This window comes from Patulibacter ginsengiterrae (genome assembly GCF_056269115.1).
This window is the reverse complement of sequence record NZ_JBWDOG010000002.1, coordinates 1-14,031: the sequence shown is the minus strand read 5'-3', so window position 1 is coordinate 14,031 and position 14,031 is coordinate 1. Positions and strand designations below refer to the sequence as shown.

Here is a 14,031-nt window from a genome sequence, read left to right as displayed (position 1 = left end):
CGGTCTCCTCGCGCTACCAGATCAGCTTGACGCCCTGGCTCTGGTGCTTCTCCGAGCTCCGGGCGAGCCGGTCGACCTCGGCCGTGTCGCGCTTCGAGGGGTGGTGCCCCTTGGCGTAGGCCCGCGAGAGCTTGGCGGTGAGCCGGTAGTGCCTGCGCATCTCGTCGATGCTCAGCAGGATCAGCTTGCGCCCCCTCCGCCCGGCCTTGGTCGACCCGCGCTCGGCCGCGACCTTCCTGCTGTACCGCACCAGGGGCGCGTCCAGCCGCTCGACCGCAGCGGCGTAGCGGGCGGAGTAGGCCCTGCTCCCGAGATCCTTCTCGTCGGGCAACGTGGCGAAGATCGCATCGCTCTCCCGCTGCCACTGCTTGACGCCGGAGCCCACCACCGAGCGCAGCGACGTGTCGCTGGCGCTCGCGGGAGCGACGGAGAGCATGGTCAGGGACAGCACCGCGATCAGCAGTACGAGCGGGCGAACAAGCCCAAGGGGACGGGACACGAAAGGCTCCGGGGAGTCGGTGACGGGAATCGGGCGCTTCTACGGCGCGGGCTCGGCCGCACGAGGCAGCGCCCGAACGGTTCGACGGCGAGGTTCGGCCGGCGGCCCCGTTGCGGGACCCGACCTCAGCGGGTGGCGGAACGCTACCCGCTGACAGCGCTGTCGTCGTACTTGATCTTCAGCAGCTTGTAGGCCCGTCGACTGTCGCGTTCGACCGCCTTGCCAACCTTCGTGAGGCCAGCCATGTCGCTCTTCGACGGTTCCTTTCCGGCCGCGCTATCCAGCATGACCTTCGTCGTCAGCCGGAACAGCTTCCGCGATCCGTCGACCGACTTCAGCAGCAGCTTGCGTGCCGTGCGACCGGCGCTGGTCGACCCGCGCTGCTTGGCGATCTGCTCGCCGTACTCGACGAGAATCCCGTCGACCTGCTCCATCGCCGCCGTGTAGTCGGCCGCGAACGTCGGGCTCTTCTCGTCCTCCGGCCCGTCGATCGCATCGATCTGCTTGCTCGCCTTCTTGTCGAGCGAGATCACCGCCGAGCGCAGCGTCTTGTCGCTCGCGCTCGCGGGCGCGACGGAGAGCATGGTCAGGGACAGCACAGCGATCAGCAGTGCCAGCGGGCGGGTCAGCCCAAGGGGACGGGACACGAAATGGCTCCAGGGGAGTCGTTGAGGGAGCCGCGCACTCTGACGACCCCGTCCCCATGCCGCCAAGCAAACAGACGAACGATCGACGAACAGGGCCGTGCGCGCGCGGAGGCGCGGCGGCAGCCCGGTTGTTGCGGTGGTCCTGGCGGGGCCGCCGGGCGAACGCGTCGCCCCGCCGGCCGACCTCACTCGGCGGCAGCCTCGCCGCCGTCTTCGTCGGAGTCGCCGCCCGCGTCGTCGGAGCTCTCGTCGTCGGAGCTCTCGTCGTCGGAGCTGCCCTCGTCGGGGGTCACGACCACCGCCCCCTCGCCGAGCGGAGCCGGGAGCTTGATCTTCAGCAGCCTGTAGGCGCGCCGGCGGTCTCGCGCCGAGGCGTCGGAGAGCCGCGCGGCCTTGTCCAGGTCGTGCTGCGACGGCTCATCCTCGTCGAGCGTCATCTTCGTGACCAGCGCATAGCTCTTGCGCATCGCGTCGGTGCTCTTGAGCAGCAGCTTGCGGGCCTGCCGGCCCTTGCCCGTCGACCCGCGCTGCGCGGCGATCCGCCGGCCGTAGCGTGCGAACGCGCCGTCGAGCTTCCGCATCCCGGTCTGGTACTCGGCCGCGAAGCTCGGGCTCTCCTCGTCCTCCGGCATCTCCAGAGACTCCCCGGCCCGCTCGAGCTGCTTGCCGGCCGAGATCACCGTCGAGCGCAGCGACTTGTCGCTCGCGTTCGCCGGAGCGACGGAGAGCATGGCGAGGGACAGCACCGCGATCAGCAGCGCAAAGGGGCGAGCGAGCCCAAGGGAAGGGGGCACGGACGGGGCTCCAGGAGAGTCGACGACGGAGCCGCGCACTCTGACGACCGCGCCCCCGCCCGCCAAGCAAACAGACGAACGGTCGAGCCTGGCCGTTACGAAACCCGAGACCGGACCCCGCCAACGACGAAGCCCCCGCTTTCGCGAGGGCTTCGAGAGGTACCGCTACCGGGATTCGAACCCGGGTTTCCGCCGTGAGAGGGCGGCGTCCTAGTCCCCTGGACGATAGCGGCGCGGAGGCGATTTATAGCACTTCTGCCGCGGTGCACGTCGCGCCGGTGAAGGCGTTGGCCGCGCTGCGGAGCGGGATTTATAGCACTCCCGACGCGGCGCGCGTCGCCCGCCCCCGCTCCCCGCTCGGCCCCGCGAACCCCGCCCCGCCACGGGCCGCCGTCTTTTCCCAGCGTGCGCTATTGTCTCCGCTCGCGGCACAGCCGTGATCGCCACGCGGATGTGGCGGAATTGGTAGACGCGCGGCGTTCAGGTCGCCGTGGGGGCAACCCCGTGGAGGTTCGAGTCCTCTCATCCGCACCATACGCAGCACCCAGAACCCCCGCGCTCCGCAAGGACCGCGGGGGTTCTGTCGTTTCCGGGGCACGCGAACTGCCGTCTGGGGACGCCAACTGCCGTCCAGGGCACGCGAACCGCCGGTCAGCCCGTAGCCGCCGCCCGGTAGATCGCCCGCAGCTCGGCACGATCGGGGGCCGGTGGGACGCGACCGATCTCCGGCCGGGCGACCGCCGCCTCGACCGCGCGGTCGCGCAGCTCCTCGTCGTGGGCCAGCACCCCGAGGTCCGCTCCGGCGCGCTCGCGGAGCCGTTGCGCGAAGGTCTCGAGCGCGACGCCCAGCTCCGCGTCGAGGCGACCCAGCTCGTCCGGTCGACGCCGCCGCAGGGCCGCGATCGTCGCCGGCAGCAGCGCCGCGTTGGCTTGGGCGTGGCCGATCGCCCCGGTCCGGACCGCGGTCTGGGCGAGCACGTGGTGCAGGCCGAGGCCGCTGTGGTCCAGCGCCCAGCCGGCGAGCAGCGCGCCGAGCGCCACCGTCGGGCGATCGGGCCCCACCCCACGCCAACCCGCCACGAGCCGGACGCTCCCCTCGCGGGCGATCGAGGCGCTGATCGGGGTCGCCCGGTCCCCGAGCAGCCCGGCCAGGGCGTGAGCGAGCGCGTTGGCGCTGCTGGCGGCGAGCCGGTCGACGGGCTGCGACGCGCTCAGCGCCGGGTCGTTCAGGACGACCCGCGGTCGCACCCGTGGGGTCTTCGGCTCGACGCCCCGCGCGTGCCGGTGCCCCTGGGTCATCTCCGCCCCGGAGAGCGTGGTCGGGATCGCCACCACGGTGCAGGGAGGATCGGCCGCGGCGAGGGCCTTGGCGACGTCGATCACCCGCCCGCCGCCCAGTGCCACGAGCAGCGAACCGCCAACCCGACCGCGGAGGTCTCCGGCGACGTCCTCGACCAGGCCCGCGGGCACCTCGACCACCGTGCCCGCTCGATCGGCCACCGCCGGCGCCGACCACGCCGCGCGGGCGGTGGTCAGCAACGTGAATCCGTCGGCCGCGAACTCGCCGATCGTGCCCAGCGCCTCCGCGCCGAACACGATCGTCCGTTCCGCGTCGACGTGACGCATGCTAGTCGGGGCGCTCCACGGACGCCTCGGCCGCCGCCTCCCGCCGGGCCACCGCCAGCAGCTCCTGGGCGTAGCCGGCGGAGACGCCGAGGCGATCGGCGACGACCATCCCGGTGATCCGCTCGCCACTGTCGAGCAGCTGCCGGATCGTGGCGATCCGCGCGACCCGGTTGCGCCGGACCCGCGGTCGTTGTCTTCCGCTGCCGTCCCCGTTTCCGTTGGACGGCGTCGCGGGCACACGGCCCTCGAGCACGTCGATCGCCTGGCGTAGTCGCGCCACCTCATGACGGAGCGGCATCAGCCCGGCCTCAGCCTCGGCTAGCGCCTGTTCACGCCGTTGAAGCTCGGCACGCACGGCGACGAGCATCTCGTCGGCGAGGGGGACGGAAATCGCCGCAACAGAGGCGTCGCCGGTGGGGTCTCGGCTCACGCGGATCACCGTACTGACGCAGACGTCGCTACGCAAGCGGTTTGGCCGATCTGGGCTCCACCAAGCGCCACAACGCCGAGCATGAGCGTTTCCAGGCCCGTTCGCCGGCTGGGAACCGGCGCCCACCGCAACATACGCCGTAGAGCAGTGCGATGATCGGGGAGCATGTCCGCCAACCCCGACGACGAACCCCGAGGCTACGGGTCACGACGTGGATGGCGGGCGCCCAAGGGCACGGGCAGCCGCAGCGGGCGCCACGCCAAGGCCCGCAAGAGCGCCAAGGACACGCCCCCGGATTCGAACGACGGTCCGGCTCCCGGCACGACCGCGGCTGCGATCAGCGGACTGCTCCGGCTCGATGCCGACGAAGCCGCGACGCTCACGGACCACCAGCTGCCCGCGCCGGGCGCGCCGAACGTCCTCCCGGCCTCGTTCGCGACCGCCGCTCGCCTGCTCCAGCGGGCGCGTGAGCAGACCGCCGACGCTCGCCGGGCCGCCGAGACGGCGGCCAAGCGTCGGAGCCTCGACGCCCAGCGGGCCGCCAGCCAGGTCGCCCGGGCGCAGGAGCGCGAGACCCGACAGCGGGCGAAGGCCGGCCGCGAGCAGGGCGAGCGGCAGCTGCTCGCCGGCGAGTTGGAGCGGGCCCACGCGCGGCTGGCCCAGGCCGTCGCCGAACGCGACCACCTGCGCGAGCTGTACGACCGGGCGAGCACCGGTCCCGGCGGCGACGGCCCCTCCGCCGACCGCAGCGACGCCGAGGTGACTGGCCTCGTCGCCCGGGTCACCGACCTCGAGGCCCAGCTCGAGGCGCGGGGCCAGGCGCTCGAGGAGCTGACCGATCTGCGGGAGGCGGCCGAGGCCGACCGCGACCGACTGCGCGCGAGCGCCCGCCGGCTGCGACGGCTGGCGGTCGAGGCCGGCGCCGCGACGGTCGACCTCGTCGACCCGGAGGACGGTGCGCCGCTCCACGTCGACGACCTGCCCGAGGTCCGGACCGTGCTCGAAGCGGTCGAGCTGGCCGCCGCCCACGCCGAGCACCTGGTCTACACCGACCGGGCCTTCGAGACCGCGCGCACCGCCCCCTACGACGAGCCGCGCAAGCTGCTGCGCGACCTCGTCGCGCTCGACCGGGTCGCGGCGGCCTGGGCGGTCCCGGAGGGGATCGGACGGCCGATCCGCGACGTCGCCCTCTCCGAGCAGCTCGACTGGGCCGACGACGTCAGCGTCAGCGCCCGCGGCCAGAACGCCCGCGAGTACCTCTTCACCCACCAGGGCCGGCAGCTCTGGGCCGGGCCGCACGTCCGCGTGGCCACCGGCCGCGGCCTCCAGCGGACCTGCCGCGTCTACCTCGCCCTCGTCAAGGGCGGCGAGGCCGATCTGGCCGGCCTCCCCCGCGGGATCTACGTCGGCCCGGTCGGCCGCCACCTGAGCGACTCGACCAGCGGCTGAGCCCGGACGGCGGCGGGCCGTCCGAACCGCCGCGGTCGCCGCCGCCCCGCCGCTCAGCGCACGACGGCCGACCCCGACGGGGTTCGGGCCAGCCAGTCGCCGACCGCTCCCACGAAGGCCTCGGACTCCTCGATGAACGGGTAGTGGCCGGAGTCGGCGAACTCGACGTACTCCGCCCCCGGGGATCCGCGAGTGGATCCGGCGGGCGCCGACCGGCGGCGGGAACGTCCAGTCCTTCGTCGCCCCGAGCACCAGCGTCGGCATCGTCAGCTCCCCGAGCCGCTCGAGCACGTTCACGTTGGGCAGGATCCGCAGCGAGGCGTTGAACGCCGCCGCGTTGCCCCCACCCGCGTCGAGCGACGAGAAGTCGATCCGCTCGGGATCGGCGAAGTAGACCGGGAAGACGTCGGACCAGACCGCGTCGAACTCGGCGTCATCGGCCATCGGGTGGAACAGGCACTCGGTCAGCGCCTTGATCTGCTCCGGGGTCGCGTGCTGCTCGGCGGCGGCGAACGAGGCCGGTGTCTCGCCGCGGAGACGGGCGCACCGGCACCCGTCTCCGCGGCGTCAGACTAGGCCTGGTCGCGATCGAGGCGGATCGTGGCCTTCTTGCCCTTGATCCGGGTGCCGCGCAGGGCCTGGACGACCTCTTCCGCAGCGTGGTTGGGCACCTCGACCAGCGCGAAGCGATCGGTGATCTGGATCGCGCCGATCTCCTTGCCGCTGAGCGAGGACTCGCCGGCGATCGCGCCGACCAGGTCCTGCGGGCGGACGCCGCCGCTGCGACCGGCGCCGACGAAGATCCGGGTCATGTCGGCGGCGGGCCCGCGGTCGGGGCGCTTGCCGTGGCCCGCGCCACCCTGGCCGCGCTTGCCGTTCGGACCGGCCGAGCGCGAGACGACCTCGGGGATGTCCTGCTCGTCGGAGGCGTCGCCGCCGGCCTCGTGGGCGAGCTTGACCGCGGCCAGCGCGATCTGCATCACGTCGAACTCGTCGGAGAGCGCATCGACGACGACCCGGAAGTGATCGAGGTCGTCGGCGATCAGGTGCTCGTGGACGGCGGCCCGCGTCAGCTCCAGGCGACGGGCGCGCATGTCGGCGACGGTCGGGACCTTCTCGACCTTGATCGTCTGGCCGGTCACGCGCTCGATGTTCTTGAGCATCCGGTGCTCGCGCGGCTCGGCGAGCGTGATCGCCACGCCCTCGCGGCCGGCACGACCGACGCGGCCGATCCGGTGGACGTAGGAGGCGGCCGCCGACGGCACGTCGTAGTTGACGACGTGCGTCAGCTGGTCGATGTCGAGCCCACGGGCGGCGACGTCGGTGGCGATCAGCAGCTCGGTGGTGCCGTTGCGCAGGCGACCCATGACGCGGTCGCGCTGCTCCTGGTTGAGGCCGCCGTGGAGCGCCTCGGCCCGGAACCCACGGCCGTTGAGCGTGACGGTCAGCTCGTCGACCTGGTCACGGGTGCGGCAGAAGACGATCGCCGCGGTCGGCATCTCGACGTCGAGCACGCGACCGAGTGCGGCCGGCTTGTGGGCGCGCGGGACGATGTAGGCCGTCTGGCGGACGCGCGGCGCCTCGCCGGCGGCGACCGTCGGCCGTTCGATCTGGATCCGGACGGGGTTCTTCAGATGGCGGCGCGCCATCTTGTCCATCCGCGGCGGCATCGTCGCCGAGAACAGGATCGTCTGGCGGTTCTCCGGGGTCTCGTTGAGGATCTCCTCGATGTCCTCCGCGAAGCCCATGTCGAGCATCTCGTCGGCCTCGTCGAGGATCACCATCTCGAGGCTGGCGAGCCGCAGGGAGCCGCGACGGATGTGGTCGAGCGCGCGGCCCGGGGTGGCGACCACGACGTCGACGCCGCGGTGGAGCGCGCGCAGCTGCCGGCTCATCGGCTGGCCACCGTAGATCGGCAGCACGCGGGCGCCCATCTCGCTGCCGAAGCGGTGAGAGGCCTCGGAGACCTGGACGGCCAGCTCGCGGGTCGGCACCAGCACCAGCGCGAACGGCTCGGTGCGGTCCCCGCCCTTGGGCAGCCGCTGGAGCATCGGCAGCGCGAACGCCGCGGTCTTGCCGGTCCCGGTCGCCGCCTGGCCGAGCAGGTCGCGGCCGGCGATCAGCGACGGGATCGTCTCGCGCTGGATCGGGGTCGGCTCCTCGTACCCGAGCCCGACCAGGGTCTTCAGCAGCTCGGGTCGCAGCTCGAGGTCGGCGAAGCTGGGGCCGGCGTCGTCCGCCACCGGCTCGTCGGCGGGCACGGGTTCGTCCTTGGCCTTGGGCTCGTCGCTGGCCTTCGGCTCATCCTTGGCCTTGGGCTCGTCGCCGGCCTTGGGCTCGTCGCTGGCCTGCGACTCGTCGTTCGCCTGCGGCTCGTCGGCCACGGCGGGCGTCTCGCTCGGGGCCGCGTCGTCGGTCGGGGCGGGCGCCTCGGGCGCCGCCGTGTCGTCGCTCGGGTGCGACTCGGCCTGCGGAGTGGCGTCGTCGGTCGGGGTCATGCTCATGCTCAGGTCCTCGTTCTGGAACGGCAGCCGTTCCGGCGGCGTGCGTGGTGCGTCCGGTCCCCGACGTCGTACGTCGGGGGCTCTCCTGACCGGCGGCGCGCTTCCAGAACCAGACCGCATCCACGGATGGACCGGATCAGCCTCGACGTCACGCTTCCCGGCGGGTGATGTCACGGGCTGCCTGCGCCGACGGACGGGCCGGCGGACAGCCCCTGCGGAGAGGCCCGCCCGTTCGGGCGCCTCTCGGGAGGAGCCCCACTCGGTGGGTGCTCCGGCCGCTCGCAGACCCGCTTACGTTGACAGAACCGCGATCCGACCGCGTCGCCGGTCCGATCGGCTCTGGATGGAGGTCCCCGGCACGGTTAGGCTCGCGCACATCGACAACAGCAGTCGACAGCCCCGTCCGTCCCGACACCAGGAGCTCTCATGAAACGCCCATCGCTGCGCGACCTCACGGTCCTCGACGCCGGCCATCCTCGTCCGCGGCGCGGTCACCGTGACCGCCACCGACGTCCGCACCGGGTTCCGCTCTCCGGTCGCAGCGGTGACGACCCGATCCTGCGGTCCGGTCACCGCCCCCACCGGGACCTCCAGCGCCCAGCGCCCGAGACGCCGACCGAGCCCGCTGCCGGCGAGCCCGCCGGTACTCGCTAGAGCACCGGGCGGGGTCCGGCCTGGCTAGCCGCGCCCGAGCCGCAGGACGGTGCTGGTGCGGCGCCCGGCCCCGTCGCGCACGGTCACCCGCACGCTCCGGACCTTCTGGGCCCGCAGCGCGGCGGCGACCCGCTTGGGCAGGACGACCCGGACGGTGCCGTCCCGGCCCCGCGTGACCCGGAAGCGACGCTGGGCGAGCAGGCCCTTGGCCTTGATCGTGCGACCGCCGACCCGCAGACGCTTGGTCGTCCGGACCTCGACGGTGCCGGAGCAGGCTGCGCTGGCGCAACGGACGGCGACGGCGACGGTCGACGAGCGAAGGGTCGCGGTGCGGGCCGTGGCGGTGCGAGCGACCGTCGGAGCGGGCCCGACCGTCGGAGCGAGCGACGGCGGAGCGATCGCCGGGGGGTCGATCTGCACCGACGGCGTGCCGCTCGGCGGGGCCGCGCCCTGGATCCGCACGCCGGCGCTGGCCGAGAGCACGGCTCCGGTCGCCTGCGGGCTCGCCGAGCTGCCGGTGACGGTGTTGGTGACGGAGGAGACGCCCTGCGGGTTGGTCGTCCGCTCATCGATGCAGAGCAGGTAGAGGGTCCCGCTCAGCGGAGCGCCGGTCGGGTTGTGGATCCGGAAGACGCGGCTCTTCGGCTGCGGGTCGTTGCCGAGCGAGACGAGGCCGCCGTCGAGCTCGTAGCCGGCGACGATCCCCTTCTGCTGGTCGCCGCAGATCAGCGACTCGGTGACGATCTGGCCGGCCGCGACCGTGATCGGCTTCGAGATCGTGTTCCAGCGCAGCGCGGTGGTGGTGCCATTGGCGTCGCCGGTCAGCTGCGAGAGGCACCGCACGCCGACGGTCACCTCGCTGTCGGCCACGTCGACCTGGAGCACGATCCGGCGACCGCCGTCACCGACCGGCACCGACCCCACGACGCGGGCGCGCCCGCGGGCCACGTCGAGGCTCGGCGCGATCGGCGTCCGCCCGACCCCGCAGTCGAAGCTCGCCGTATGCCGGCCGAGGCCGAGCGTGACGGTCTTCGTGACCGGGTCGCCGACGAGCAGCGGGTGGCCCTCGGTCGTCACGGGCGAGAGGCAGGTCCCGAACAGCTTGGCCTGGGCCTGGCCGGTCGAGTGGTTGGCGACGACCGCTTCGTAGCTCCCGTCCACGAGCGTGTTCAGGCGCAGCACCTCGACGTCCTCGAGCGTGCCCTCGCCCTGGTCGACGTGGTCGACGCGAACCGCCCCGTCGGTCAGGATGCCGCCGTTCGCGCAGACCAGGCGCTTGGCGACGATCTCGCCCTTCTGGAGGGTCAGCTGCTCCTCGACCTTGCCCACCTGCAGCTGGTCGTTGCCACCGGCCGGAGCGAGCAGGACGGCGGCGCGGGCCACGATCCGCACGCTGCGCGTGGTGCCCGCCGGGATCGCGCCGACGACGCAGCGGACGACCTGGCCGGTGACGGTGCAGCCGGGATCGGCGGACACGAAGCTCAGGCCGACCGGCAGCAGGTCGCTGAGGACGACGTCCTCGGCTACCGCGGTGCCGCGGTTCTCGGCGGTCAGCGTGAAGCTGACCTGCTCGCCGCCGAGCACCTCGGCCCGATCGACGCTCTTGCCGACGTGCAGCTCGGCCGTGCCGGTCGGCTCCGGATCGGGGGTCGGCGGGGTGACCGGCGGCAGGCAGGCGTCGCCCGGCAGCAGGTACTGGTGGGTCTCGAAGTTCGAGCGGAACGAGGCCGCGACGATCTGCCCGTTGGAGTGCCCGATGCTGAGCGCGCCGACGGCGGCGCTCGGAGCGAAGACGGTGCCGCCGAAGGCCGAGCCCGAGTTCAGAGTCACGGTCTCGGCGAGCGAGAGGTTCCAGACCGTCCGGCGGACGGCGTCGTTGACCGGCGCGTCGTCGGCCTGGCGGTAGTCGTTGCCGACCCGGTAGCGGGTCTCGCCGTCGATCTGGACGGCGCGACCGGAGACGTTGATCAGGGTCGTCGAGCCGGCCGGCACGTCGATCAGCGTCGCGCGGATGTTGCGCAGCTGCGCCGGGGTGACGCTGAAGACGTTGCGCTGGGCGTTGGTCCCGCGCAGCAGCAGCACCTGGCCCCCGAGCGCGATCGTGCCCTCGGTACCGGACTCGATCACCCGCGCGGTGGCCGTGGCCGGCGCCGCCGCCCACGCCGTCGAGCGGGCGCGCAGGTCCGGGAACGCCCCGGCCACGTCGAGCGGCGACGTGGTCAGGCGCCGGCCGCCGCCGTTGTAGTTGATGTAGCCGGTCAGGTTGCCGACGTAGGCGCTGCCGCGCTGGAGGTTGAACGAGTGCGCCGTGCCCGCGACCACGAGCGTCGGTGTGTCCGTCGTGGTGGTCGGCGCGGTCAGCCGCGTGCCGACCGTCATCCCGGAGGCGGCGAGCGATCCGCCGTAGGCGATCGAGCCCTCGGACTCCGATCCGCGCTGCCCGTCCCCGGCCACGAACTCGGTCCAGCCCTGGGCGGCGCCGAGTGCTGGTTGGGCGGTGCAGGTCGCTGGAGGCACGGTCGCCTGCGCGGCCGGAGCGGCGGCCCCGAGCATGATCGCCGACGCGGAGATCGCGGCGACGGAGGCGAGCAGGGCGGGGAGGCGGCGCGCGGGACGCGAAGCTAGACGGTGCATACGGAGGCCAACTCGATCGAAGGGCGGTCGGGTCGTTGGCAGCACACGCCGGACCCCGAGACGACGCCGAACCCTACTGACACATACGCCGTTCGCACGCCGGCACTGCCTGAACGTCCAGAGTCGATGCGACATATTTACCTAGGCGTCCAGGTGTCCCTCGTGCCGCTGCAACCGCCGACACCTTCGGCGGCTGCAGCAACGCGCCGCCGCTAGCGGCGGCGCTTCTTCCCCGCCTTGAGAGTCCTCCACGTGCTGAAGTTGCCGGCACCGTCCTGGACGCGCACGTACTTCGGTGCCGTGGCGCTCTTGACCGAGACCGTCTTCTTGTACTTGACGGCCGCCAGCGGCTTGCCCTTCTTGACCGCCAGCTGGACCTTCGCAACGCCGCTGGTCTTGTCCTTCGCGGCGACCTTGACCCGGAACGAGCGCTTCTTCGTCGCCTTCTTCGCGCGTGGCGTGGCCACGCCACCGGTCGGCACCAGCTGGGCGGAGTTCAGGGTCGGCGGCGTCTCGTCGAGGATGATGTCGTCCTGGAAGGTCTTCGTCTCGCCGTCGAAGCGGAGGTAGACCGTCTTCGGCAGGCGCTCGGGGCCGGAGCTGTTAAGCGTCCAGGCGATCCGCTCGACGACCGGAACCGCGCTCGCCCCCCGGAACCCGCCGTCGTTGGCGATCACCGTGGAGCTCGTGAACGCGGGCCAGATGACGTCCAGCGTCACCTTCGGCGTGTTCGTGTACAGCGCGCCCCCGTTGATGCTGACGCCGACACGGCCGGCCGGCGGCGCCGGGCGGGTCGCGACGTTCGCCCGGGCCTCGTCGACCACGCCGCCGCTGCGCGAGATGCGGACCCCCACCGCGAACGTGCCCAGGGCCGCGAACGACGTCGCGGCCGAGGTCGTGGTGCCGGTATCGACCTCGAAGCTCCCGTTGCCGTCGAGGTCCCAGGCGACGTTCGTGATCTCGCTGGCGGGCAGCGCGGAGGCGGCCGCGTTCAACGTCACGGGGGTCCCGGTCAACGCCGTGGCCGGCGCCGCGATCACGGCCGCGGACGGCGACACGGGGACCTGCACCTCCGCCGTATCGGTACCGCCGAGCGACCCGGAGACGCGCACCCGGACCGTCTGCGTGCCCGCGGAGACGAACCGCCGCGACGCCTGCGGCGAACTGCCGGTGTCGGTCTCGAAGTTGCCGTCGCCGTCGAGGTCCCACTCGTAGCGGGAGACCGCCCCGAACGGCTGCGAGGAGCCGCTGGCGTCGAAGGTCAGCTCCTGGCTGGTCTTCACCGGCTTGTCACCCTTCAACGACGCGATCGGACGGTCGAGGTCGATCGCCACGACGCCTTCGAAGACGGTGGCGTAGAGCTTGCTGCCCCGGATCGCCAGGCGGTAGGGCTGGAACGCAGGGGCGTCCCAGACGCCGAGCTCGATCCCCTGCGGCGAGAACTTCTTGATCAGCGTGCGCGCGTTGGTGCCGGACAAGTTGGGCTGCGTGACATACAGGGCGCCGTTGGCGTCCGCCGCGATCCCGCTGGGACGGTTGAGCTCCCCGAAGCCGTTGCCGAAGCTGCCGAACGTGCGGACGACCGTGCCGGCCTGGGTGAGCTCGAATACGCGAGCGGTCTGCGAGTCGACCACGTAGATGTGGTCGTTGACCGGGTTGTACGCCACCCCGCCGGCGTTCTTCCAGCCGTAGTCGTCCGCGAACCAGGTCGTCGCGTTCGACCCGTCCGGGTCGGCGTTCTCCACGTTGACCTCGTTCGCGAGGAACACGCGCCCCTGGGGCGTGACCGCGACCCCGCCGGCGTACCACCCGAAGTCATAGCGGCGAACGAGCCCGCCGCTGGGGGTCATCACGAGCGTTCGGTCGGACCGGTCCGTCACGACGATGTTGCCGTCGGGCAGCGCCGCCGAGTCGTGCGGCAGGTTGAAGCTCCAGCCGCTGCCGCCGTAGAAGGCCTGCATGAGGCCTCCCGACGGGTCGAGCTTCAGCAGCCGGTTGGAATTGGGGTCGGAGACCAACAGGTTGCCGGCGGCGTCGAGCCCGAGGCCCTGGCAGTAGCACTGTCCGTGACCCAACCGGGTGATAGCGGCGTCGGTTGGCGCGGAGGCGACGGCGGGAACGGCAGCAGCGAGACCCACCACGCTTAGACGAGCGAGTGCTCGCGAGAAGGACGTCATAGACGCAAGACCCTACTGCGCGAGAAACGCCGTTGGACGGGTATCCGAGCGGGCCTAGAGAACGAGAAAGGCCCGCAAATGCGGGCCTTTCAGTCCTCGATCGGGGAGACAGGATTTGAACCTGCGACCGCCCGGCCCCCAGCCGGGTGCGCTACCAGACTGCGCCACTCCCCGAGGACCGAGAAGAGTACCGGAGCGAGGCCGCGGACGGGTGCTCCCTTCCCGCTCGGCATCTCGACTCCGGCCGGTCGGCCGCTCCGGTGACTCCCAGACCCGGATTAGTCAGTTGCTCGCGAATGCTTAGGAGCCCGAGAGGTACGCCCGTGCTCCGCCCAAGGAACTGATGCGACGATCGGTTCATCGCTTGATCACCCGACCTGATCGGAGACCCGCATGATCGACCCCACCCCCATCGCTTCCGTCCGCCGTCACGGCTGATGGAACCGCCAAGACCCCCGCGTCCGCAGCAACCGGGCGGACGCGGGCACCTCCACACGGGACGAATCACGAGGGAAGCAGCGAGGGCCGCGACATCAGTCGCGGCCCTCGTCGTTTCGATGGAGCGGGCGACGGGAATCGAACCCGCCCTAAGAGCTTGGAAGGCTCCTGTGCAACCA

9 protein-coding genes and 3 tRNA genes are annotated in these 14,031 nt (G+C 72.3%); 2 read left to right on the top strand and 10 right to left on the bottom strand.

The window, feature by feature from the left end; translation table 11 throughout:
* Nucleotides 1-13: 13 nt before the first annotated feature.
* The 4 genes from ACVUH9_RS03525 to ACVUH9_RS03510 all read right to left on the bottom strand — a co-directional run bounded on the left by ACVUH9_RS03525 (nucleotide 14) and on the right by ACVUH9_RS03510 (nucleotide 2,173).
* On the bottom strand, nucleotides 14-451 hold the full coding sequence (locus tag ACVUH9_RS03525) for a hypothetical protein (protein WP_475754000.1): 438 nt from the start codon (nucleotides 449-451) through the stop codon (nucleotides 14-16).
* Between the two features lie 191 nt (nucleotides 452-642).
* Nucleotides 643-1,146, bottom strand: a complete 504-nt coding sequence (locus ACVUH9_RS03520; protein ID WP_475753999.1) for a hypothetical protein — start codon at nucleotides 1,144-1,146, stop codon at nucleotides 643-645.
* A 185-nt stretch (nucleotides 1,147-1,331) separates the two neighbouring features.
* Complete coding sequence (locus tag ACVUH9_RS03515; RefSeq protein WP_475753998.1) at nucleotides 1,332-1,892, bottom strand: hypothetical protein; 561 nt, start codon at nucleotides 1,890-1,892, stop codon at nucleotides 1,332-1,334.
* Between the two features lie 208 nt (nucleotides 1,893-2,100).
* A tRNA-Glu gene (locus ACVUH9_RS03510) sits at nucleotides 2,101-2,173 on the bottom strand.
* 214 nt (nucleotides 2,174-2,387) lie between these two features.
* On the opposite strand from ACVUH9_RS03510, the gene ACVUH9_RS03505 reads away from it, so the two are divergent.
* Nucleotides 2,388-2,474, top strand: a tRNA-Leu gene (locus ACVUH9_RS03505).
* Nucleotides 2,475-2,591: 117 nt separating this feature from the next.
* Here ACVUH9_RS03505 and ACVUH9_RS03500 read toward each other — a convergent pair.
* Together ACVUH9_RS03500 and ACVUH9_RS03495 are read right to left on the bottom strand one after the other, a co-directional pair.
* Nucleotides 2,592-3,566: a hypothetical protein gene (locus ACVUH9_RS03500; protein WP_475753997.1), complete on the bottom strand. Its 975-nt coding sequence runs from the start codon at nucleotides 3,564-3,566 to the stop codon at nucleotides 2,592-2,594.
* Between the two features lies 1 nt (nucleotide 3,567).
* Entirely contained in the window at nucleotides 3,568-3,864 is a 297-nt protein-coding gene (locus tag ACVUH9_RS03495; RefSeq protein WP_475753996.1) for a hypothetical protein, read from the bottom strand.
* A gap of 297 nt (nucleotides 3,865-4,161) precedes the next feature.
* Here ACVUH9_RS03495 and ACVUH9_RS03490 point away from each other — a divergent pair, with 297 nt between their 5' ends.
* Nucleotides 4,162-5,445, top strand: coding sequence for a hypothetical protein (locus ACVUH9_RS03490; protein WP_475753995.1), 1,284 nt, complete (start codon nucleotides 4,162-4,164; stop codon nucleotides 5,443-5,445).
* Nucleotides 5,446-6,017: 572 nt separating this feature from the next.
* On the opposite strand, the gene ACVUH9_RS03485 is transcribed toward ACVUH9_RS03490, so the two are convergent.
* The 4 genes from ACVUH9_RS03485 to ACVUH9_RS03470 form a co-directional block, all read right to left on the bottom strand.
* A complete protein-coding gene (locus tag ACVUH9_RS03485) occupies nucleotides 6,018-7,949 on the bottom strand; it encodes a DEAD/DEAH box helicase (RefSeq protein ID WP_475753994.1) in 1,932 nt (643 codons plus the stop codon).
* A 678-nt stretch (nucleotides 7,950-8,627) separates the two neighbouring features.
* Nucleotides 8,628-11,237, bottom strand: coding sequence for a collagen-binding domain-containing protein (locus ACVUH9_RS03480; protein WP_475753993.1), 2,610 nt, complete (start codon nucleotides 11,235-11,237; stop codon nucleotides 8,628-8,630).
* A gap of 212 nt (nucleotides 11,238-11,449) precedes the next feature.
* Nucleotides 11,450-13,312 (bottom strand): PKD domain-containing protein, encoded by a 1,863-nt coding sequence (locus ACVUH9_RS03475; RefSeq protein WP_475753992.1) that lies wholly within the window; start codon nucleotides 13,310-13,312, stop codon nucleotides 11,450-11,452.
* A gap of 202 nt (nucleotides 13,313-13,514) precedes the next feature.
* Nucleotides 13,515-13,588, bottom strand: a tRNA-Pro gene (locus ACVUH9_RS03470).
* Nucleotides 13,589-14,031 lie beyond the last annotated feature (443 nt).